17 protein-coding genes are annotated in these 20,956 nt (G+C 64.1%); 8 read left to right on the top strand and 9 right to left on the bottom strand.

Going from position 1 to position 20,956, the window contains the following annotated elements; all coding sequences use genetic code 11:
- Positions 1 to 5: 5 nt before the first annotated feature.
- The 3 genes from AC1RM6_RS24620 to AC1RM6_RS24610 form a co-directional block, all read right to left on the bottom strand.
- Positions 6 to 1,874 (bottom strand): phosphoenolpyruvate carboxykinase (GTP), encoded by a 1,869-nt coding sequence (locus AC1RM6_RS24620; RefSeq protein ID WP_493106156.1) that lies wholly within the window; start codon positions 1,872 to 1,874, stop codon positions 6 to 8.
- Between the two features lie 328 nt (positions 1,875 to 2,202).
- Positions 2,203 to 2,409, bottom strand: a complete 207-nt coding sequence (locus AC1RM6_RS24615) for a TonB-dependent receptor (RefSeq protein WP_493106154.1) — start codon at positions 2,407 to 2,409, stop codon at positions 2,203 to 2,205.
- A gap of 12 nt (positions 2,410 to 2,421) precedes the next feature.
- Entirely contained in the window at positions 2,422 to 3,648 is a 1,227-nt protein-coding gene (locus AC1RM6_RS24610; protein ID WP_493106152.1) for a CaiB/BaiF CoA transferase family protein, read from the bottom strand.
- 243 nt (positions 3,649 to 3,891) lie between these two features.
- On the opposite strand from AC1RM6_RS24610, the gene AC1RM6_RS24605 reads away from it, so the two are divergent.
- Positions 3,892 to 4,545 (top strand): hypothetical protein, encoded by a 654-nt coding sequence (locus AC1RM6_RS24605; protein WP_493106150.1) that lies wholly within the window; start codon positions 3,892 to 3,894, stop codon positions 4,543 to 4,545.
- 158 nt (positions 4,546 to 4,703) lie between these two features.
- A complete protein-coding gene (locus tag AC1RM6_RS24600) occupies positions 4,704 to 6,554 on the top strand; it encodes an asparagine synthetase B family protein (RefSeq protein WP_493106148.1) in 1,851 nt (616 codons plus the stop codon).
- Positions 6,555 to 6,563: 9 nt separating this feature from the next.
- On the opposite strand, the gene AC1RM6_RS24595 is transcribed toward AC1RM6_RS24600, so the two are convergent.
- The 6 genes from AC1RM6_RS24595 to AC1RM6_RS24570 all read right to left on the bottom strand — a co-directional run bounded on the left by AC1RM6_RS24595 (position 6,564) and on the right by AC1RM6_RS24570 (position 12,059).
- The gene (locus AC1RM6_RS24595) at positions 6,564 to 6,758 is read right to left on the bottom strand and encodes a hypothetical protein (protein ID WP_493106146.1); all 195 of its coding nucleotides are present in this window, start codon (positions 6,756 to 6,758) and stop codon (positions 6,564 to 6,566) included.
- Positions 6,759 to 6,807: 49 nt separating this feature from the next.
- Complete coding sequence (locus AC1RM6_RS24590) at positions 6,808 to 7,641, bottom strand: sulfotransferase domain-containing protein (RefSeq protein WP_493106144.1); 834 nt, start codon at positions 7,639 to 7,641, stop codon at positions 6,808 to 6,810.
- Positions 7,638 to 8,582, bottom strand: a complete 945-nt coding sequence (locus AC1RM6_RS24585; protein WP_493106142.1) for an HPr kinase/phosphorylase — start codon at positions 8,580 to 8,582, stop codon at positions 7,638 to 7,640. The genes AC1RM6_RS24590 and AC1RM6_RS24585 overlap by 4 nt, the downstream gene beginning before the upstream one ends.
- A complete protein-coding gene (locus tag AC1RM6_RS24580) occupies positions 8,572 to 8,856 on the bottom strand; it encodes a PqqD family protein (protein WP_493106140.1) in 285 nt (94 codons plus the stop codon). Before AC1RM6_RS24580 ends, AC1RM6_RS24585 begins: the two co-directional genes overlap by 11 nt.
- Before the next feature lie 90 nt (positions 8,857 to 8,946).
- Positions 8,947 to 9,594, bottom strand: a complete 648-nt coding sequence (locus tag AC1RM6_RS24575) for a 2OG-Fe(II) oxygenase (RefSeq protein ID WP_493106138.1) — start codon at positions 9,592 to 9,594, stop codon at positions 8,947 to 8,949.
- Positions 9,595 to 9,980: 386 nt separating this feature from the next.
- Positions 9,981 to 12,059, bottom strand: a complete 2,079-nt coding sequence (locus tag AC1RM6_RS24570; RefSeq protein WP_493106136.1) for a putative Ig domain-containing protein — start codon at positions 12,057 to 12,059, stop codon at positions 9,981 to 9,983.
- 351 nt (positions 12,060 to 12,410) lie between these two features.
- On the opposite strand from AC1RM6_RS24570, the gene AC1RM6_RS24565 reads away from it, so the two are divergent.
- From AC1RM6_RS24565 to AC1RM6_RS24540, 6 genes are all read left to right on the top strand, one after another.
- Complete coding sequence (locus AC1RM6_RS24565) at positions 12,411 to 14,474, top strand: CAP domain-containing protein (protein ID WP_493106133.1); 2,064 nt, start codon at positions 12,411 to 12,413, stop codon at positions 14,472 to 14,474.
- An 869-nt stretch (positions 14,475 to 15,343) separates the two neighbouring features.
- On the top strand, positions 15,344 to 15,613 hold the full coding sequence (locus AC1RM6_RS24560; RefSeq protein ID WP_493106131.1) for a DUF1413 domain-containing protein: 270 nt from the start codon (positions 15,344 to 15,346) through the stop codon (positions 15,611 to 15,613).
- Positions 15,614 to 15,633: 20 nt separating this feature from the next.
- Positions 15,634 to 15,984 (top strand): hypothetical protein, encoded by a 351-nt coding sequence (locus AC1RM6_RS24555; RefSeq protein ID WP_493106129.1) that lies wholly within the window; start codon positions 15,634 to 15,636, stop codon positions 15,982 to 15,984.
- A 215-nt stretch (positions 15,985 to 16,199) separates the two neighbouring features.
- Positions 16,200 to 16,901 (top strand): DNA-binding response regulator, encoded by a 702-nt coding sequence (locus AC1RM6_RS24550; RefSeq protein ID WP_493106127.1) that lies wholly within the window; start codon positions 16,200 to 16,202, stop codon positions 16,899 to 16,901.
- A complete protein-coding gene (locus AC1RM6_RS24545) occupies positions 16,901 to 17,482 on the top strand; it encodes a hypothetical protein (protein WP_493106125.1) in 582 nt (193 codons plus the stop codon). The genes AC1RM6_RS24550 and AC1RM6_RS24545 overlap by 1 nt, the downstream gene beginning before the upstream one ends.
- A 3-nt stretch (positions 17,483 to 17,485) precedes the next feature.
- Positions 17,486 to 20,890, top strand: a complete 3,405-nt coding sequence (locus tag AC1RM6_RS24540) for a UvrD-helicase domain-containing protein (RefSeq protein WP_493106123.1) — start codon at positions 17,486 to 17,488, stop codon at positions 20,888 to 20,890.
- Positions 20,891 to 20,956 lie beyond the last annotated feature (66 nt).

The raw sequence follows: 20,956 nt of genomic DNA, 5'->3' as shown, positions 1-20,956 counted from the left end.
GACCGTCACGCCGGCTGCGGTTCGAGACCCAGCCGCTCTTCCAGCGCATGCTGCTGGCGCCACAGCGCCGACGGCACATCGCCGAGCGCCTTGAGATCGGTCGCGCTGGCGCGGGCCTCCTCGGTCCACACCACCGGATCGACCTCGAGCAGATAATCGATCGCGGCGCTCGACAGGCCCAGCCCGTCGAGATCGAGACCGTCGGGAGTCGGCAGGAGCCCGATCGGGCTTTCGACCGCGTCGGCGGTGCCTTCGCAGCGTTCGACGATCCATTTGAGCACGCGGGCATTGTCGCCGAAGCCCGGCCACAGATAGCGGCCATTGGCGTCCTTGCGGAACCAGTTGACCAGGAAGATGCGCGGCAGCTGCCCGGAATCACTGCCGGCCGCGGCCCCCAGCCGGATCCAGTGGCCCAGATAATCGGCCATGCTGTAGCCGCAGAAGGGCAGCATCGCGAACGGATCGCGGCGCAGCGCGCCGATCGCATTCTCGGCCGCCGCGGTACCTTCCGACGCGACATTGGCGCCGAGATAGACGCCATGATCCCAGTCGAACGCCTCGGTGACGAGCGGCACCGCGCTCGCGCGGCGCCCGCCGAACAGGATCGCCGAGATCGGCACCCCGGCGGGATCGTCCCATTCGTCGGCGATCGCCGGGCATTGCGAGGCCGGCACCGCGAAGCGCGCATTGGGGTGCGCCGCGGGCTTGCCGCTCGACGGGTCATAGGGCTTGCCCTGCCAGTCGATGAGGTTGGCGGGCGCGGTGTCGGTCAGCCCCTCCCACCAGACGTCGCCGTCGGCGGTCAGCGCGGTGTTGGTGTAGATCGCATTGGCATAGAGCGTGTCGACCGCATTGCGGTTGGTCGACGGCCCGGTGCCCGGCGCGACCCCGAAGAAGCCGGCCTCGGGATTGACCGCATAGAGCCGGCCGTCCTTGCCGAAGCGCATCCAGGCGATGTCGTCGCCGACCGTCTCGGCCTTCCAGCCGGGGATGGTCGGCTCGAGCATCGCCATGTTGGTCTTGCCGCACGCCGACGGAAAGGCGGCGGCGATATAATGGACATTGTCCTGCGGCCCGGTGAGCTTGAGGATCAGCATATGCTCGGCGAGCCAGCCCTCGTCGCGCGCCATCACGCTGGCGATCCGCAGCGCGAAGCATTTCTTGCCGAGCAGCGCGTTGCCGCCATAGCCCGAACCATAGGACCAGATTTCGCGGGTCTCGGGGAAATGGACGATCCATTTCTCGTCGGCGCAGGGCCATGGCACATCGGCCTGGCCGTCGGCGAGCGGCATGCCGACCGAATGGATGCAGCGCACGAAGAAGCCGTCCTCGCCGAGCATCTCGAGCGCGGGCGTGCCCATCCGCGTCATGATCCGCATCGACAGCACGACATAGGGGCTGTCGCTGATCTCGACGCCGATCGCGCTGTTCGGCGAACCGAGCGGGCCCATGCAATAGGGGATCACATACATGGTGCGGCCGGCCATGCAGCCGTCGAACAGCCCCTGCATCGTCGCGCGGGTATCGGCCGGATCGCGCCAGTTGTTGGTCGGGCCGGCATCGGCCTTCTCGGCCGAGCAGATGAAAGTGCGGCTCTCGACCCGGGCGACGTCCTTGGGGTCCGAGCGGGCGTAGAAGCTGTTCGGGCGCTTGGCGGGATCGAGCCGGGTCAGCGTGCCGGCGTCGACGAGCTGCGCGGTCAGGCGCTCCCACTCGGCTTCCGATCCGTCGCACCACACGATCGAATCGGGCTTGGTCAGCGCGGCGATCTCGTCGACCCACTGGCCGAGGGCACGATGCCGCCCCGGCCCCGCAAAGGCCGTGGCCTCCTCCCGCGTCGTGTCGCTCACGATCAGGTCGCCCTCACTACCCATTCACTATCCTTTCCACCGCCTCAGATCGGATGAGCGACGCGTCGATCGCGAACCGCTCGCCCGGTTGGAATCGAGACGGGATCGATGACCCCGCCTCTGCCGTCGGCCGTCCGGAAGACCGGACGTCCTGCGCGAAACCGCTGCGGCCTCCTCCTCAGGCTCGCATCGGCGATCGCGCCGACCGCCTCCAATGGGATATGGAAGGCTGGCGATAAGTCTAGCGAGATCGCGCAATATATGCAGCAATTTCGGCAGTTAGCGGCGATTGGAGGCGATTCCTACGCCGGACCGATCTTTTCGGATCGCCCCCGGCAAAATGCGCCCGGTGTCAGTAATCGAAGCCCATGCTCATCCCATATGTCCGCGGCGGCGGCGGCATGCCATCGTCGCCGTGGTTCGAGGTGCCGATCCCGGTCCGATAGAAGGCATCGATCAGATTCTTCCCCCACAGCCGGACGAAGAGATGGTCGCCCGATGCGGGCCAGCCGAGCGATGCGTCGACGGCATTATCGGGATCCCGGTGAGTCATGTCCACCGGGATCGGCTATCAGGCGATCGCGCCGCTCGCCTTCAACTGCTCGATGCGATCCCATTCGAGGCCGAGCTCGACGAGCACGGTCTCGGTATGCTCGGATGCCTGCGGGGCGCGGGTGGTCACCAGCGGGGCATGGTTGAACTGGACCGGCCCGCGCACGACCCGGAACGGCGCGCCGCCATCGCCCGCCTCGACCTCGGCGATCATATCGTTGGCGAGCGCCTGTTCGTCGGTGACGAGATCGAGCAGGCTCTGGAGCGGCGCCCATTGCCCCTTCATCGTCTTGAGATGCTGGCGCCAATAGGCGAACGGCTTTTCGGCGAAGGCGGCGACCATCAGGTCGCTGGCGGCACCGGCATTCTCGATCAGCTTGTAGACGTCGGCGAACCGCGGATCGTCGGCAGCCTCGGCCAGTCCCAGATGCTCGAATGTGTCGCGGATCAGCCCGGTCGGGCTCGGCATGCACAGATTGATGAAGCCGCCGTCCGACGTGCGGAAATTGCCCATCAGCGGGTTCTTCGCCGACCCGCCCGATCCGGGCTGCGGCGACCGGCTGATCACCCCCTTCTCCATGCCCTGGGTGAGGTTGGCGCCGGCCGCCCACCAGGCCGAGCTGAGCAGCGAAACGTCGACCTCGATTGCCTCGCCGGTGCGCTCGCGATGGAGCAAGGCCGCCGAGATGCCGCCGGCGATGTTCATGCCGCCGATCGAATCGCCGAAGGCGGGGCTGCCCTGCGCGATCACTCCATCGGTCCCCTCGGGGGTGACCGAATGGCCGACCCCGCTGCGGGTCCAGAAGGCGGTGCCGTCGAAGCCGCCGACGTCGCGTTCGGGGCCCTTGTCGCCATAGGCGCTGCCGCGGGCATAGATGATGTCCGGGTTGGCGGCGCGGATATGCTCGACGTCGAATTTGTTCTTCTGCCGCGCCGACGGCAGATAATTGGTCAGGAAGACGTCGGCGCTCTTCGCCAGCTCATAGAGCAGCGCCTGGCCCTCGGCGGTCGAGATGTCGATGCCGACGCTGCGCTTGCCGCGATTGGGATGTTCGATCAGCGGATGGCGATCGGGATCGACCTCGACCCCGCCCATGTTGATGAAGCCGCGCTGGGTGTCGCCGCGCACCGGATGCTCGACCTTGATCACGTCCGCGCCCCAATCCGCCAGGATCGCGCCCGCCGCCGGAACGAAGGTGAACTGCGCCACCTCGAGAATCCGGAACCCCTTCATCACCTGTACCATGATCATCCTCTCCTTGCCCGGCCGCGCGCTTGCGGCACGTCCATCGATGACCGGGCGGAGCCAGACTAACCGATTGGTGGGATGATGCCCATAAAAAATCTGAGTCTGTCATTTTTTAAGCGCAAGGCATGATCGGCTCGTGGCGAACCGCTCAACCATCGATCCCGAGAGCCGCATGATGCGAGACCGGAAAAGGACGACAATCCCGCCCGCAGCGGATCGGGCCGACGGCAGGTCGAGCCGATGAGCGGCGATCGCGGATGCGTCGCACTGGGACTGCGCGCGGCCAAGGGCGGCGCGGTGGTGGTCGCGGTCACCGTCGAAGCCGGGGTGCCGCGGGTGCTGCTCTCGACGATACTCGCGACCTGTGCCGAGGGCGACCGGCTGTCGCGCGAGCCCTATCGGGTGGCGACCGAGATGCCGCGCGATCCGGCGGGCCAGGCCTCGCCCGAGGCGGTTGCCGCCGTCGCCGAAGGGCGTGCGCGCCAGGACCGGCTCGCGACCGACGGACTGCGGCAGATCGTCCGCGCATTGGAAGGAATGTCGGGCGAGCCGATGATCGCCGTGCTGCTCGTCAACCGCGCCGGCTGGGTGACCGACCTGCTCGACTATAGCCTGGGCTGGTCCGAACATGTGCCGGTCGCCGAAGGTCTCGCGGTGCGCGACGCGTTGCGGGCGGCATTCGGCCGATGCCATGTCGAGGCGATCGAACTCGACGAGAAGTCGCTGGGCGATCGTGCGGCCGATGCGCTCGGCCTGTCGGCGGCCGAGATCGCCGCGCGACTGAAAGCGCTGGGCAGCAGCGCGGGCAAGCCCTGGCGCAAGGAACAGAAGCTCGCCTGCCTGTCGGCCTGGGTGGCGCTGGCGACGTCACGCCGATCCCGCGCGGACAGGTGATCGCTCGAACAAACCTGCCTACCTCAGATCATCTGCTCTGCGTCTCCGATTTACTGCGATATGCGAGTCATCGGGCGATTCCACCTGATTCCATATCGTTCTAGTGACCGGGCCATCGCCGCCATGGTAGCGGCGGCAGCTCTTGCGAGGGGCGTTTCGTGACCATAGCCGGCGCATTTCCTTTCGGTGGCGAGATGCCGGATGTCGCGCGCATGCTGCGCGCAATGGCGCTTGGGCCCGCCGGACCGCGTCTGCACCGCGGCGACGGTTTCATGTTCGGGTTATGCGACGATGGCGAGATCGCGGTCGAGGGGCCGGTCGTCGCGCTGTTCCAGGGCCGGCTCGACGCCCCCGCCGAAGGCCGGGGCCGCTCGGCCGCGGGTTCCGCGATCGAGGCCTATCGGCGGTCGGGCACCGACTTTTCCGCTTCGCTGACCGGCGACTTCGCCTGCGCGATCTGGGACGGCGCGGCGCAGCGCCTGCTGCTCGCGCGCGACCCGTTCGGCGGCGAGCCGCTGCATTTTCGGTGTGACGGTCGCGCGATCCGCTTCGCGACCGAGCCGCAAGGATTGCTCGCGCTGCCGGATGTCCCGCGCGAGATCGACCAGCGCTGGGTCGCGCGCTGGCTTGCGTTGCTGCCGCAGAACGACGCGGGCACCGCCTATCGCGGAATCGACCGTGTGCTGCCCGGCCATGTCGCGATCTTCGACGCCAGCGAACGCCGGCAGGTGCGAATCTGGAAGCCCGAGGCATTGCCGCCGGTCCGGCTGGCGCGCGACGCGGACTATGCCGAGGCGATCCGCGCCTTGCTGGACGAGGCGATACGCTGCCGGATCGCCGGGGCGACCGCGGTGGGCAGCCATCTGAGCGCCGGGCTCGACAGTTCGAGCGTCACCGCGCTCGCCGCGCGCCAGTTGGCCGGGCGCGGATCCGGGCTGACGAGCTTCACCGCGGTGCCGGTCGCGGGATTCGACGGCAGCTTTTATCCCGATCAAATCTGGGACGAGGGTCCGCTGGCGGCCAGCGTGGCCCAAGCCTATCCCAATATCGACCATGTGCTGGTGCCCCATGCGGGGCCGCCGCTGTTCGATATGGTCGATCGCGTCGCCGCGACGTCGGGGATGCCGCCGATGAACCCGATCAACCAGATCTGGGTCGACGCCATCGGCGAAGAAGCGAAGCGGCGCGGGATCACGCTGATGCTGAGCGCCGGCAAGGGCAACATGTCGCTCAGCTATGACGGCTTCGCATCGCTCACCGCATGGGCGCGGCAGGGCCGGTGGATCGCGTTGGGCCGGATGATGTTGTCGCTGCATCACCGAGGCCATGGTTGGCCGTCGCTCGCCAACCGCGTGATCGTGCCGGCGCTGCCGCCCCGGATGCGTCGCGGGATCCGGCGCCTGTTCGGCCGGCCGGAACAGCGGCTGCACCAATTCTCGGCATTGCGCGCCGGGTTCGCCGAACGGCTGGGCGTGCTCGACGAAGCCACGGCGCTGGCCGGCGATGTCGGCCATGGCCGGCCGGACCTGGATCTACGGCTCGCCGTCATCGGCCGGGTCGATGTCGGGATGGCGCGGCGGGCGGAGCAGCGGCGATTCGGGTTCCGCACCTGCGACCCGACCGCCGATCGGCGGCTCGTCGAATTCTGCCTCGCCATTCCGTCCGAACAATATCTGCTGCACGGCGAGAGCCGGTCGCTGGTGCGCCGCGCGATGCAGGGGATCGTGCCCGATGCGGTCCGGCTCGAAAACCGTCGCGGGCTGCAGGGCGCCGACTGGTCGCGATCGGCGCAGGCCGAGCGCCAGGCGATCGCCGCGGAAATCGGCCGGCTGGAGCGCAGCCCGCTGGCGCGCGACTGTCTCGATCTGCCGCGGCTGCGCGGGCTGCTCGACGACTGGCCCGAGGCCAGCTGGCATCGCCCCGAGATCGTGCGCGGCTACCGCCTGGCGCTCATGCGCGGCGTGGCGACCGGCCGGTTCATTCGCCGCTTCGAAGGCGGCAATGACTGACGTCGCGGATCAGGAGAAATCGACACCCGAATCGGGCGTAGAGCCGGGGCCGTTTTCGGTGCTGCTGGTCGGGAGGAAGGTCGCGACCGGCTTGTGCCAGTCCCGGGACGGCACCTCGTTCGCGGCGATATCCGCTGTGTTTTCTGGTTCTTGCACGACGCACCTCGCTTCACTCTCGATGCTGAAATAATCGCCGCGCCGCATGCTGTACAGCCCGTTTGCTGCGCACCGGCATTGCGAAACCGCATGGCGATCAATCGTCGTAACGCAGCAAACGCATGATCGGGCCATGATCGTCGCAAATCCGCGCAGACTGCGCGACGGTCAGCTTGTCGCGCCATCCTCCCGGGGTTCCGGGGCCGAAGAAGCGGTGCGGTGCGAAGGGGGAGGATTCGCGAAACCCGGTGTGCGCCTCCGCCGCGCTGAGCCGGTCGAGTCGCGCCGCGTCGATCGCCGCCGCCAGAGGATCCGGGTCGGCCGCATAGCCGAACGTGGCGGCGATGGTCGCGAAACCCGCCGTGGGTGCGGCGACCAGATCCTCATAGCGGACGAGGGTGAGCGGCAGCCCTGAATCGAGCCAGCTGGCCGTGTGCGCGCTCCAGCCCGAGACGAGTTGCGAGACCTGCGGACGCAATCCCGTCCTGCTCGTCCCCAGCGAAAAGCGCGGATGCGCCATCGCCGCGATCGCTTCGTCGAGGGTGAGGCCATAATGATGGGCAAGCGACAGCGTCACGTCGCGGGGGTCGCGCACGATCAGCACGACCGCATCGATCCGCTCGCGGGGAAAGGGTGGCTCCGTAGCCCCTTGGGCGACCAGCCAGGCGTCATGGGTCTTGAGCGGAAAGCCACGCCCGTCCGGCCGGCCGGTCCGATAGGCGGCCGGCCGCAGGCGACGTTCCTCGTCGGGAAGAAGATCGGAGGTGTCGATCTCGAGCATGTCGTCGATGGAAGCGCGGTCGGAGATGATCGGGCCTTCGAGCGCGTTGATATCGAGCGCACCGTCGCCGCGGACGAGCGCGGTGAGCACCGCGCGCACCCAGGTGTTGCCCGACCGCGGATAGGAAGCGAGCAGGGCGAAGCCGGTCATGCCGCGGCGTGCGCCTCGACCCGCCGGACCATATCGTCGAGCCCGGCCAGATCGGGGCCGCGTGTCAGGCGAAAGATACCGGCCCCGCCTGCGAGCCGCGCGACCGCGGCGAACAGATCCGCCGCACGCCCCCAGCGGAGCGCCGTCCGCTTGCGGTAGACCTGACCGTGCAGCCCCATCGCCGCGTGGGTGACTGCCAGCCGCTCGATCGCATCCCGCCCGGCCAGCGGTGCGGCGAGCTGATCGAGCAGATAGACCTTTTTCAGCGGCACCGGCTCCGCCTGGAACTGCGCCGGATCGCCGAACCGCAGATAATATTTGTCCTGGCCGACCCGGTTGGCGCGAAGCCCGGTGGTGGCGACGCCCATCGCATCGAGCGAGTCCCGCCACAGTTTCACCCGCGGAAAGGCGGGGCGCACGACCGGCCCGTCCGCCGCATCGGCATCGATCGCGCAGACATCGTCGCAGACCAGCCGGTGCCCGCGCCGGACCAGCGCCGCGGCCAGCGTCGACTTGCCGGCGCCCGACACGCCGGCGATCGCGATCGCGGTGCCGCCGACGACCACGCAGGATGCGTGCAGCGGGAGCAGATGCCGCCGGTGGCAGAGCAGACCGAGGATCGTACCGAACAGGAAGGTCCGCACATCGGGGCTGTCGACATCGATCGAGGGATCGATCAGGATCTCATGGTCCGACCGCAGCCAATAGGTGGCGACGCCGTCGATCGCGAGGCGCGCCTGCCGGTTGCGATTGACCTGCAGCAACGGCGAGACATGCTCGGCATCGGTCAGCCGCGCCGGTATCGCACCGGTGCGGATCGTCAGATCGGGTTCGCGATCGTCCCCCGTCCAGGCGGCGAGTTCGGGCATCGCGATGGGCGTTCGCAGACGCCAGCCGCACAGGAACAGATCGCCCACCGCAACGCCGGGCTCAGACGACATCGACCAGCCCGCGCGCGTGCAACGACGACAGAAGCTCAAGGACGTCGGTGGTGATCGCGTCGCGATCGCCGCGATAGTCCACCGCCAGCGCGTCGCACAGTTCGGCGATCGTCATGGGCTGCGCGAGGCGGCGCCAGATGTCGCTGCCGATATCGTCGAGCCCGCAATAGACGGCGTGATCGACGCTGAGCATGACGACGGTGTCGCCGGCCTCGGCGGCGAGCTGCTTGCGGCCCTGCGCGACCCGATCGGTGAGTTTGAGAGCGTCGGGCATGATCGGTGTCGGACCTCGCTGATGTCGGGGCATCTGTCGTGCAATGGATGGCTCTTGCCCCGCTGGCGGCCGTCGGGCAAATCCTTCCGGCTATGCTGGCGCCCCGCCTGTCGCGGCGTCCCATCGGTGGCGATACCAGCAATTGATCGCGAAGCGGCTGTCGAGGAAGGCGCCGGACGGACAGGACACCGGCCGCACCTCATGCGGCGCCCAGGCCGGAAACAGCAGCAGTATGTCGCGATCGGGGGCGACGTCGACGAACGACCGCCGGCCGTCCGGGGCCGGGGCGATGGCGTACAGCCGCAGTTCGCCGCCGGTGAAGCCCTTCGGCCTGCGATGGAAATAATAGACGCCCGCCAGCGCACGTGTCGTCGTCGACCCGGGGGCATCGGTGGCGGTGTCGATATGCTCGCGATAGAAGGCGCCGTCGCCATGGGCGACGAGTTCCAGTTCCAACGCGGCCAGCCGGATCGGCGGCAGACCGAGCGCCCGGGTGGCATCGTCAAGGACGGCGCCGAAATATGCCTCGAGTTCCCCGCGCAGTGCGCCGAAATCGCGCATCAGCCGGGAGGCGCGGATCGCACGATCTACGCGTTGCTCGATAAGGCGCGCGGTTTCGAAATCGTCCTCGTGCGCGACGGCATGCGCCAGCAGCCGTTCGACCCATGCATCGCCCAGGAAATTCTGCACCCGACGATGCGGCGGCGGTTCGTGGAGAGCGCGGAGCGGCGGCGGCACGGGAGGAGTCCTGATCGATCCGGTGAGTCCCGGGGCATAACCGCGATCGATGTGACCGGCAATCGCGCGACCGGCGGCGGGTCACCGCGTCCGCGCTGGCATATCGCGGGGGGATTGCGAGGAAGACCGCCGCGCGATGGCGTCGGAATATTCGTCCCGTGCGGGAGACCGCCGTCTTCGGACATGACCGCGATGCTCGCGAAGCTCGCGCCGACCGCAGGCCTCAAGCGCGCGCCAGGATTTGGTGGCGCGAATTTCGCTCGGTGCGAGAAGGAGGGGTGCAGGAATCGCGGAGCATGTCGACCCGCACTGCGCCTACGCCCCGGTAAACGAGCCTTCCACCGCAATCACGACGCGCAAGGTCGGTCGGGTCCTCTCACCGTCGCTCAGAACAGATAATAATCCTGAACCACCGATCCATTGGCGCCATAGAGCGTAACATGCTGCGTCCAGCTTTCGGTGTTCGCCTGGTCGACATCGACGATTGTCCGCGTGCCATCGTCATTGTTATAATCATAAAAATCGACACGACCCTGGGTATCGAAATAGGTCAGCTGCGACGTCCAGGGCTGGTTGTTCGTCTGATCGAGGTCGACGATCGTGCGCGTTCCATCGTCCTTGTTGACGTCGTAGAAGTCGATGCGGCCCTGGGTATCGAAATAGGTCAGCTGGGTCGTCCAGGCCTGGTTGCCCGCCTGATCGAGGTCGACGATCGTGCGCGTTCCATCATCGTTGTTGATGTCATAGAAATCGACCCGGCCCTGCAGTTCATAATAGGTCAGCTGCGACGTCCAGGCCTGATTGCCCGCCTGATCGATATCGACGATCGTGCGGGTGCCGTTGTCGTTATTCACATCATAGAAATCGATGCGGCCGAGCGTATCGAAATAGGTGAGCTGCGTCGTCCAGGGCTTGTTCGACGAATTATCCCGATCGACGACCACGCGCGAACCATCGTCATAATAAGAGTCGTAGAAATCGATTATGCTCAGGCCAGAAAAATAGGTGAACTGCACCTTCAGAGGCGAGCTGTCAGCCTGGTCGAAATCGACGATGAGCCGGTTGCCCTGATCCGTGGCGGTATCGGTGAAATCGACCCGGCCCTGGGCATCATAATAGGTCGTCTGCGTGTCATAGTTCGTGTTTTTGTTGAACGGATCGTAAACCGCGACGGTCCGCGTGCCATTGTCGAAAATCGTCTCTGTCTGCAGCTGCCGGCCCTGGAGATCGGTCAGGCGATCGATCGAGACATAATTTTTGCTGTTGTCGGTATCGGTGGTGATTCGCTCGATATATTCGAATCCCCTCGCCTCGGCATTACCACTGCTGCCGCGATCGATATTCATGAAGACGAGGGTGTCGATCCCCGCGCCGCCCGTCACATTATCGGGAATATCGTCAGCTTCGTAGAAAATCCTGTCGTCGCCATCGCCGCCATCGATGATATCTTCGCCGCGGCCGCCGTCGATGATGTCGTTGCCGGCGCCGCCGAGCAGGACGTCGTTCCCCGCCGTTCCGGTAAGCCGGTCCGCATAGGCCGAGCCGACGAGCTGTTCGATCGAAAGGAGAAGATCGCCTTCGGCGTAACCGCCCGCCCCCACGCCGGTCGCCAGATTCACGGTGACACCGGCGTCGGATGCGGAATAGTCGACACGGTCGAGGCCAGCACCGCCGGAGATGCGGTCGGCACCCGGCGAACCAAGGAAGGTATCGGGACCGTCGGTGCCGATCATCGTTTCCGAGCGGAAGGTGCCGGCAATGTTGCCGCCTCCGGCGGTACCGACGATGTCAGGTCCTGGGGCGAGATTGATCGTGACGAGAAAATCGTCGGAGATCGCATAATCATAATCGGTCGCGGTAACGCGGATGTCGATCGTCGTACCGGCTGCCGACAGGGGTGAGACACCGGAGAAGGTTCTTGTCACGGGGTCGAACGCCAGCCAGCCGGGCAAGGCGCTTCCGTCCGCGAGACGAGCGGACAGCGAAGCGACATCGCGCGGATCGCTGGTGCCGGGCTGATCGAGGTCGATGAACGATGTAAAAGGGATCTGATAGGAAAAAGGCTTGCCGTCTTCGGTGACCTGGTCGGCCATTCTGGGTTCACCGAGGATCGGCGCATTATTGGGGCTGATCCCCAATTGCACCGTGCGATCCGCGAAGCGCGCATTCTCGACCCGCTGAAGTTGGTCGGCCCCGTCGGTCGCCCGGGTGCCGATCCCGGTCACGATGGTAACCCGCGCGTCATTGTCATAGCGGATCGTATAATCGGCGAAATTGCCGGCGAAGACGGCGGTGTCATCGCCGGTGCCCCCATCGAGCAAATCGTTGCCGGCGCCGCCGTCCAACATGTCGTTTCCGGCATCTCCGAAAAGCTGGTCCGGACCATCCAGCCCCTGGATCAAATCATCGCCTGACGTTCCGCGGAGCGTATCGCCGCTACCGGTGCCTGTGATTTCATTGGCCATGGGCTGTCCTAACTATCGTGCTTGTTGCCGCGCGAGCGCCCCGGGGTAGCTCAGCAGATCCCATCCCGGCAACATGTTCGATCGTCTTTTCGAATCGCGGCCCGCGATGTCGCATGCGAAACGATCGCCGCGCGCGGAACGAATATTGCCCACCGACGGTTCAGCCGAAAGCGACTTCGGCCCGATGATTTGCCGATGATTTGGAATCGCGATGAGCGAGTGCGTTCGGTCACATGTCTGCCTGACGCCTTCCTCTATACCGGGACGATGGGACATCGCCTGTACATCCAGCGCCCAGATTTTCGCATGCCAGATTTTTGAATGATCGCCCCTTGGTAGGATTGCGTTGAAATGGCCGGACCGAGCGACGCGGAGCAGCTTTATCTCGAGCTCATCAACGAAGCCCGGCTCAACCCGCTGGCCAATGCCCAGCGCTATATCGACTCCTATTCGCCGCTGCATTCGCCCAACGCGGCGATTCAATCGGCATTCCGGTCGTTCAACGTGTCGGGCAGCGCATTGCTCAGCGCTTTCCAGGCATTGCAGCCGGTAGCCCCGGTCGCATGGAACGCACAACTGACGAAAGCCGCCACCGACCACAACGCCGCCATGATCGCGGCAGACGCGCAGTCCCATCAAACTCCGGGCGAACAAGGCCTGGGAGACCGGATAACCGCAGCAGGTTATGTCAACTGGTCACGTGTCGGCGAAAACATCTACGCCTATTCGCAAAGCCCGCTCTACGGGCATGCGGGCTTCATGGTGGATTGGGGGCCGGGCCCCGACGGCATGCAGGCAGGCGCCGGCCACCGCGTCAACATCATGGACCCGAACTACACCGAAATCGGGCTGGGCGTTACCACCGAGTCGAACAGTGCGACGAGCGTCGGCCCCCAGCTCGTGACCGAGGATTTCGGAACGCGCGGTCATCATTTCATCTTGGGCGTCGCCTATACCGACACCGACGGCAACGCTTTTTACTCGCAGGGCGAGGGACGCAGCGACCTCCTACTGTCGATGGGCAGCCTGTCTACATCGAGCACGACGAGCGGGGGCTACACGCTCGACATATCGGCGGCGACCTCGGGCCCGGTGACGGTCCAGGGCGGCGGCATAGCGGGCAGCGCGACGATAAACTTTCTGTCGCTCAGCCAGAATGTGAAATTCGACGTCGTCGACGGCACCAAGCTGCGGATTTCGGCATCCGCGACGATCTCCGGCTTTGCGATGATCGAGGCGATCGGCGCGATCGGCGTCTCGCTATCGACCGAAGAAGGCAATCAAACGATCATCGGCAATATCGGCGATGACTCGCTTTCCGGCGGCCAGGGCGACGACAATCTCGTCGGTGGCGCGGGCAATGACAAGCTGTCCGGAGGGGCCGGCGACGATCGCATCACCTTCGACAGTGCCGACACGTCCGATTTCATCCTGGGGGGCGACGGAAACGACACGCTTGTCGTCATCGGAAGCGCCCTGCCGACGGCGTTCAACCTCTCCGCCCACGGTTTCGAAGGTGCGGAACAGAATATGACGGACACGGGGGCAAACCCCTGGTCGACCATCCAGTCGATCTATTCCGCCGACTGGCAATTGTCGCGCCAAACCACCGTAAATGATGATCATTCGCGCGTGATCGCGAATCTCGATATCGCCAACATCACCACCTACAGTTCGGAATTGAGCTATTACGATAGTGTGGGGCGACTCGATCTGATCGACCAGAACAAGGATGACGGCACCCGCGTGATCATCGACTTCGATCAAGCCAGCAACCAGCCATGGACATCGCAGCTCACCTATTTCGACGCCCAGGGACGGATCGACTTCTACGACATCAATAATGACGATGGCTTGCGCACGATCGTCGATCTCGACCAAGGCGGCGATCAGTCCTTCACGTCGCAGCTGTCCTATTTCGATGCCCAGGGTCGGGTCGATTTCTACGACATCAACAAGGATGGTGGCTTGCGCGTGATCGTCGATGTCGATCAGGCAGGCAATCAGGCGTTCACATCCCAGCTGATCTATTTCGACTCGCAGGGACGCGTCGATTTCTACGACAGCAACAATGACGACGGAACGCGGGTGATCGTCGATGTCGATCAGGATGCAAGCCAAACCTGGACGTCCCAACTGACCTATTTCGACATCCAGGGCCGGGTCGATTTCTACGACGTCAACAGGGACGACGGCACCCGCGTCGTCGTCGATATCGATCAGGGCGGCGATCAGCCCTGGACGTCCCAGCTAAGCTATTACGACGCGCAAGGGCGGATCGACTTTTACGATATCAACAATGACGACGGCACGCGCACCGTCGTCGAACTCGACCAGGCGAACACCCAGTCCTGGGACCGGCACGTCACGCTATATGCGCCGGATCACAGCGTCATGCAGGACTATTTCCTGTAGGCACTATTCCACCGCACCGTATCGAGCCGCGAGCGGCATCTTCGGCGCGCCCGGTACGCAATCCCGAATAGCGGAGATCGATCGGCTCGGGCGCCACCCCGGCTTCTGGTGGGCAGGGTGCGTCAGGTTGGCATCCCGACCCATTTGCCATCACATCAGGCCAAATAATCGTTCGTCGCTAATCATTTGCGTCGTGCCGTCAGCAAACTCGACGGCACCACGCCGCGGCACGGGGGCCAATCCCGCGATGATCCCCGCAGCCAAGCGGGACAGGATGGCGGAGCGGGAGGGATTCGAACCTAGGCGATAATCGGCTGATCTACGGCCAAAATCACCGCTCAATTTGAGTTCGATACCTCGGGATGTACCTCAACGACCTCTAAAAACTTTTCCACCTGAAAACCGTAACTTGTCGGCTCAGTTCGACTGCGTACATCGTATTCGAACCTACGATACAACGCAAGGTTGCGGGGGCGTGTGAACGACGGTCTCTCGGACGTTGCGGACCGCATCTCTCGGATTGGGTTCAGAAGCAGACGCAAGACGGTCGGCACTTGGTCGACATCCGCCGGATGTCAAACCCGCCCTTACCTCCCGAGCAAGCGCTAAACGGCTTTCTATATATGAGCCAGCAGCAGCCACAATTCACTCGGCACGCTGAACGCAAAGGCACTTGCGGCCGACGATCTACCCGGCATTATCGAGCACATGGAACTTAGCAGGGAAAATTCGACAAGCTCGCAGCCCTCTCTACGCGCGCCTGCGGTTAGGTCACGCCGCATCCTCAAATTCGAGGAGACCGCCGCCGCGATCCGCAAGGGAATCGTTCGTGCCGCCCGTGACTGCGAGAAGTGGGGCGGCGATTGGACTTGCGGCGCAGCGACGGTAGTGCTCTCGCTGTGACGGACGATCAATTTGCTGAGCAGGTAGTTGCCGCTGCTATCGAGACCATCGACAGCCTGCCCGCTGGCGAGGAGTTCAAGCTGCGCGCCCTGTTTCCCGAAGAACTTTGGGAGAGCTTTCCCAAGGGTGCCCGCATCGCGGCTGGCGAGATCTTCAAGGAGTGCGCCGACGCCATGCCCTGCCTCCAGCCCCTCGGGCGGGACGCAAAGAATCATCAGCGCTATCGTAAGCTGTGACTCCTCTTTGGATCCTGCAGATGGCCCAGATCGAGAAACGCGGGATCGGCGCCGCTCTCCCTCACGGCCATATCTTCACCCGGCTGTTCGGGCTGCTGTGGCAGCATGACACGCTCCGCCCCGCTGCGCGCAGCAGGTTGGTCGAGGCGATCAGAACGAGGCGGCTGGAAGATGCGTGCGGTATCCTCGTCGAGAGACAGTCGTTCCGGACGGCCGATGTTTGGAGCCTGTTCTGGAGCCTGTCCCAAGCCTCTGTCGCGATAGCCGACCGCGGCCGCAAGGCGACACATGGTGATCGGGGTAGGGCGGCGCGCCTGCGCCAACGAACGCACCACAATCTCCAGCTAAAACTCAGCTTCGCCCATTATTAAGGGCAATGATCCACTCATGGATTGCGCACGCATCATCGAGCTTGCAGAACGTTCTAGAACGCAGTCGGACGTTTCCGGTTTCCTGCTGCCAGCCCGATTGAGTTGTACCATGCTCGTTTTGAGCGTGGGCAATGGAGAGCAAGTTGATAACTCCGCTCATAAAACGAACGAAGGCAGGAGAGTTATACGAGCGCCCTCCCGAGGTGACAGTAGCCTTGGAACGCCTGGCGTTTGTCTCACGTGACGAGTTGCTTCGTAGAGCCGCGATAAAGGACCGCAGCGACCCCGAATTCGTATCCAGCGAATGCCTCCTCCACCACGTTCGGGCTAGCAGGAGGGACAACTCCGACGCATGGTTCGAACGGCTGTACAAGGTGCTGATGGAGCGGCTCTGGCGATCCCTCCCGCGCGCAGAAGGGGCCAACGGCACGATAGAACACGTGAAGGAAAAGATCCGGAATTTGGTCTTCGACCGCTTCGCCGAGATGCTCATCGAGGACAAGCAGACGCCCGGCGAGAAGCTGGATTTCTTCGAGATCCGGTTCGACTTGGCGGTTAAGCGCATGCGGCTCGACGCTCAGGATCAGGCTTGGCGGGACGACAGCCGGACAACCTCACTGGACGACAACGGTGCTGGAGGCCAATTGACAGCGGCTGAATTCGGAGCCGATCAGATCAAGGACAATATTTTTTCGGACCCACTCTTCCGGGATCGCCTGTACGAGGCGATTGATGACCTGCCACTGGAACAAAGCAGGACCATGCACTTATCGTTGCTCGGCTTGCCGACCGAATCCAAGGACCCCGAGGTCATGACCATCGCCAAGGCGCTGGGATGCTCGGACCGGTCCGTTCGAACCTATAGGGCCCGCGCCGTTGCGACGCTTATGGCGCTGTTTAAATCTGGGGACCAATAATGAATTCCCACGACACCACACCGGACCTTGATGAGGTCCTCGAACGGTTCATGATGGAGGTCGACCAACGGTCACCCACGCTGCAGCGCTATCTTCGGGAATACCCTCAGTACTCGACACAGCTTATCGACCTATCGCGAATGGCCGCCACCTGCGAGGAGCAGTCCCACGCGCCGCTCAGCGGACCTGCGCTGTCGCGCATCGATGCGGCCTGGATCAGCTACGCCGCAGCCTTCCCGCAGGCGCGGTCGGCGGACCCATTCCAAACACTCACGGGCGAGCGCGGAAAGGCTGTGGCTCTCCGGCTCGGCGTACCGCGGCAGGTGATCACGTGCTTCCGCGAGCATAGGGTGATCCCCCAAACCGTTCCGGGTTCCGTGGTTCGGATGTTCGCCGACGAGTTCAATCTTCCACCCGCGCATGTCATCGCTGCGATGTCCGGATTAGTGCAGGCTTCGCAGGGTCGGATGCACAAATCGGACGGCAAACCGGGCGAGGTGGAGCAGGTCAGCTTCGAGGAGATACTACTCGGAGCTGGCGTATCCAAACAGGATTGCGCCAGACTTCTCGCGGACACCTAAGCCATGGACGCTATCGAACTCGGCAGGCGCAGGGCCTCCGCGCTGCATGATGCAGCGGTAGCGCGCGGTCTCGACCCGACGCAGCCCTACACCTTCGCGGTCCGCGAAGCGGCGCACCGAGGACTGGATGTGGAAAAGGCGAATCCCGGTCATGCAAGCTTGGACAAAGGCCGCGCGACGCTGATCCCGGAAGATGACCTGATCATCCATGAGGACGCTGGTACGGCGTTCGAGCAGGCGTTCCTCGTCGCGCACGAGATCGGTCATCACGAACTGGGCGACGCGGAAATTCCTCCAACGATCCTCGATTCCGACATGAGCCGAGCTGCCGAGCCTTCGCCTACCGGCATCGACCGTGTCGTCGACTACGGCCGACGGCAGCGCCGCGAAGTGCAGATGGACCTCTTTGCCCGCGAGTTCCTACTTCCCCGTAGTCTAGTTCGGCGGATGCACGTCGACGATAAGCTGTCGGCATCCGACATCGCGTTACGGATGGGAGCACCGGCGGAGGTAGTGGCGCAGCAGCTGTTCGATGCTCTGCTTCTCCCAGTCATTATTCCCATCAACAAGCTGAAGAAAGAGCATCCGCTTAACAAAGCCCAGGCGGATGCGGCCAAGCATCGCGGTGAACCTTATCTGCTCGAAGCCGGTCCGGGCACAGGAAAGACCCAGACGCTGACGGCCCGTGTCGTTCAGTTGCTGGACGAGAAAGTGGATCCGCGACGCATCCTCGTGCTGACCTATTCGAACAAGGCGGCTGGGGAGATGGCTGAGCGCATCGCCGAGAAGGCGGCGGACAAGGCGACTGCCATGTGGATTGGCACCTTCCATGCCTTCGGCCTCGACCTGATCCGACGGCTGAGCGACGAGTTCGATCTGCCGCCCAATCCACGGATGATGGATCGGCTGGAGGCCGTGGAGCTGCTTGAGGCGGAATTCCCTCGCCTCGGTCTTGTACGATATCGTGACCTGTACAATCCCACGCAGCTGATCGGGGATATACTCGCGGCCATCTCACGCGCGAAGGACGAGGTGGTCGGACCTGAGGGCTACGCCAAGTTTGCGGAGGAGATGAAGGAGGCCGCAGGCGGCATCGAGCCGAGGCATGGACGGGCGCTGGAGGCCATTGAAGTCGCGCAGGTTTTTGAGGTCTACGAGCGCCTGAAACGCTCGCACCGGGCGCTCGATTTTGGCGATCTGGTCGCGCGCCCGGTGGAACTCTTCGAGCGGCGGCCTGACATCGCGACGACCATTGCCAACAGGTACGACCACATTCTAGTGGATGAATATCAGGACGTGAATCGTGCAAGCGTGCGACTGCTGAAAGCACTCCGTCCGTCTGGCGCGAACCTTTGGGTAGTCGGCGATGCCCGTCAATCGATATATCGATTCCGCGGCGCGTCGCCAGAGAGCACTGCGAGGTTTGCATCGAGCGACTTCCCTGGCGCGCGTGCCGGGCGGCTCGAGATAAACTATCGATCGAGGGAGGAAGTGGTCTCGGCCTACTCGTCATTCGCGAACGGGATGACTGCAAGCAGCGGAGCGTCCTTCCTCGAATCTAATCGCGGTCGCAGCGGCAATCCGGTTGAGCTTCGGCTACTGGGGAGCAAGGAAGACCAATCGGTCGGTATCGCAGACGCGATCGGGGACATGAAGAAGGCTGGTATCCCCTACCGCGAGCAGGCGGTCCTCTGCACCGGTAACGAGCGGTTGAGCGAAATCGCGCGGGATCTTGAGCGCATGGACATTCCGGTCCTTTTCCTTGGCAGCCTGTTTGAGCGCTCCGAGGTAAAGGATTTGTTGGCCTTATTGTCGTTGCTATCGGATCCTCGGGCGATGGGTTTGGTCCGGGTGGCAACGATGCCGGATTTCGAGATGTCGTTGGCCGACGTCGGCGCGGTGATCGAGGAACTGCGGGCCACGGACGGTGCGCCACTCGACTGGTTGCACCGCCGGGCGGCCCTGCCCATCTCCGACTGCGGTCGACGCGCTCTCGATCACCTTGCCGATGCCTTGCGGGACTTTGACGCGAACGCGTCGCCATGGACGGTGCTAAGCACGCTGCTCCTCGATCGAACGAGGATCGCCGCACACATCGGAGTGGCCTCGTCCATCGCCGAGCGGGCGAAGGGTATTGCGCTTTGGCAGCTGATGAACTTTGTTCGCGTTCAGCCGAAGGGGCCTGGTCAACCCGTGCCGCGCTTCCTCGATCGCATCCGTCGCCTTGTGGCTATCGGCGACGACCGGGATCTTCGACAGCTTCCAGCAGCAGCGCAAGGGCTGGATGCTGTCCGGCTAATGACGATCCATGGATCGAAGGGTCTTGAGTTCGATTGCGTTCACCTGCCAGGGTTGAACGGCGATACGTTGCCAGGGGCTGCGAAGGCGCCCCAATGCCTTCCCCCCGAAGGCGTGATTGGGGCTATCTCAGGCGATATCAGGGAAGCACTACGCGCCGGCGATGCCGAGGAGAGAGAGTGCCTCTTCTACGTCGCGACATCGAGAGCCCGTGACCGCCTGATCCTTTATGCGGCTAAGGCGAGGAGCGACGGTGCCAGAAGACCGCTTTCCGCGTTCCTGGACCGCCTCGGCTCGAACGTCACGCGCTCCGAACCGATGCTGCGCAACCGTTTGGCCCCCGCCCCCGAAAGCCTGCCGATTGCGCTGGAGATCAGGGGTCCGATGCGCCTCCGGGCATCGCAGATCGCGATGCTGGAGAAAGATAAATGCAAGCGACGCTTCTTCTATACCCACGTGCTGGGAATCGGGGGGCGGCGCTCAGAAACGCACTTCATGCGGATGCATGAGGCGGCGCGTTTCGTAATCCGCGCGATCGTGCGGGACAGGCTGGCTTTCGCCAACGAGGCCGAACTCCGATCGCTCATCAACCAGGCCTGCGACGACCAAGGCCTCGACACGGTCGGCAGCTTCGTTGAGCTCCGCGAGGTAGCAATGGACCTAGTGCAGAGCTTCAGGACTTTGCGCGCCGCCCATTCCGCCGAGACTCCCTCCGCTATGGTATTGGCCGTTGGTTCCGATCAGATCGTATTTACGCCGGACGACGTTCTGACGGATGCTAGGGGCATTAAAAAATTTCAGCGGGTGCGCACCGGCGTGTACCGCAAAGCTGATACTGATGATCTCGGCGCTGCAATCGTGCTGCTTGCGGTTGCGGACAATCATCCCTCGTCCGTAGTTGAGGTAGTGCATCTCTCCAGCGGCACCATCAGTTCCCTTTCGCTGTCGTCAAAGGTGCTTGGCAGTCGGCGGATCGCCCTGGCAGCCGCGATGTCGGACATCCGCTCAGGACAGTTCCCATCTAAGCCCGCGCAACGTGTTTGTCCGCGATGCCCAGCGTTCTTCGTATGCGGAGAGGTGCCTGCTGGTAGCCTGTTGAAAGTTTTTTGACGCTGCCTTTCCGGTTCGCCAATCCGACACCGATTGACCTTTCGTAGCCGGTTGAACCGGCCGGAC

Source organism: Rhizorhabdus sp. GW822-FHT03C02 (assembly GCF_058801765.1).
The sequence above is the reverse complement of the archived record's forward strand: the minus strand, read 5'-3'. Positions and strand labels throughout refer to the sequence as shown.

What these genes read in the sequence shown, in the direction of transcription:
- AC1RM6_RS24565 (WP_493106133.1), top strand. Translation starts at nt 12,411, where the DNA reads ATGGCCGGACCGAGCGACGCGGAGCAGCTTTATCTCGAGCTCATCAAC.
- AC1RM6_RS24580 (WP_493106140.1), bottom strand. Translation starts at nt 8,856, where the DNA reads ATGCCCGACGCTCTCAAACTCACCGATCGGGTCGCGCAGGGCCGCAAG.
- AC1RM6_RS24570 (WP_493106136.1), bottom strand. Translation starts at nt 12,059, where the DNA reads ATGGCCAATGAAATCACAGGCACCGGTAGCGGCGATACGCTCCGCGGA.
- AC1RM6_RS24605 (WP_493106150.1), top strand. Translation starts at nt 3,892, where the DNA reads ATGAGCGGCGATCGCGGATGCGTCGCACTGGGACTGCGCGCGGCCAAG.
- AC1RM6_RS24585 (WP_493106142.1), bottom strand. Translation starts at nt 8,582, where the DNA reads ATGTCGTCTGAGCCCGGCGTTGCGGTGGGCGATCTGTTCCTGTGCGGC.
- AC1RM6_RS24540 (WP_493106123.1), top strand. Translation starts at nt 17,486, where the DNA reads ATGGACGCTATCGAACTCGGCAGGCGCAGGGCCTCCGCGCTGCATGAT.
- AC1RM6_RS24590 (WP_493106144.1), bottom strand. Translation starts at nt 7,641, where the DNA reads ATGACCGGCTTCGCCCTGCTCGCTTCCTATCCGCGGTCGGGCAACACC.
- AC1RM6_RS24595 (WP_493106146.1), bottom strand. Translation starts at nt 6,758, where the DNA reads ATGCGGCGCGGCGATTATTTCAGCATCGAGAGTGAAGCGAGGTGCGTC.
- AC1RM6_RS24610 (WP_493106152.1), bottom strand. Translation starts at nt 3,648, where the DNA reads ATGGTACAGGTGATGAAGGGGTTCCGGATTCTCGAGGTGGCGCAGTTC.
- AC1RM6_RS24545 (WP_493106125.1), top strand. Translation starts at nt 16,901, where the DNA reads ATGAATTCCCACGACACCACACCGGACCTTGATGAGGTCCTCGAACGG.
- AC1RM6_RS24555 (WP_493106129.1), top strand. Translation starts at nt 15,634, where the DNA reads ATGGCCCAGATCGAGAAACGCGGGATCGGCGCCGCTCTCCCTCACGGC.
- AC1RM6_RS24620 (WP_493106156.1), bottom strand. Translation starts at nt 1,874, where the DNA reads ATGGGTAGTGAGGGCGACCTGATCGTGAGCGACACGACGCGGGAGGAG.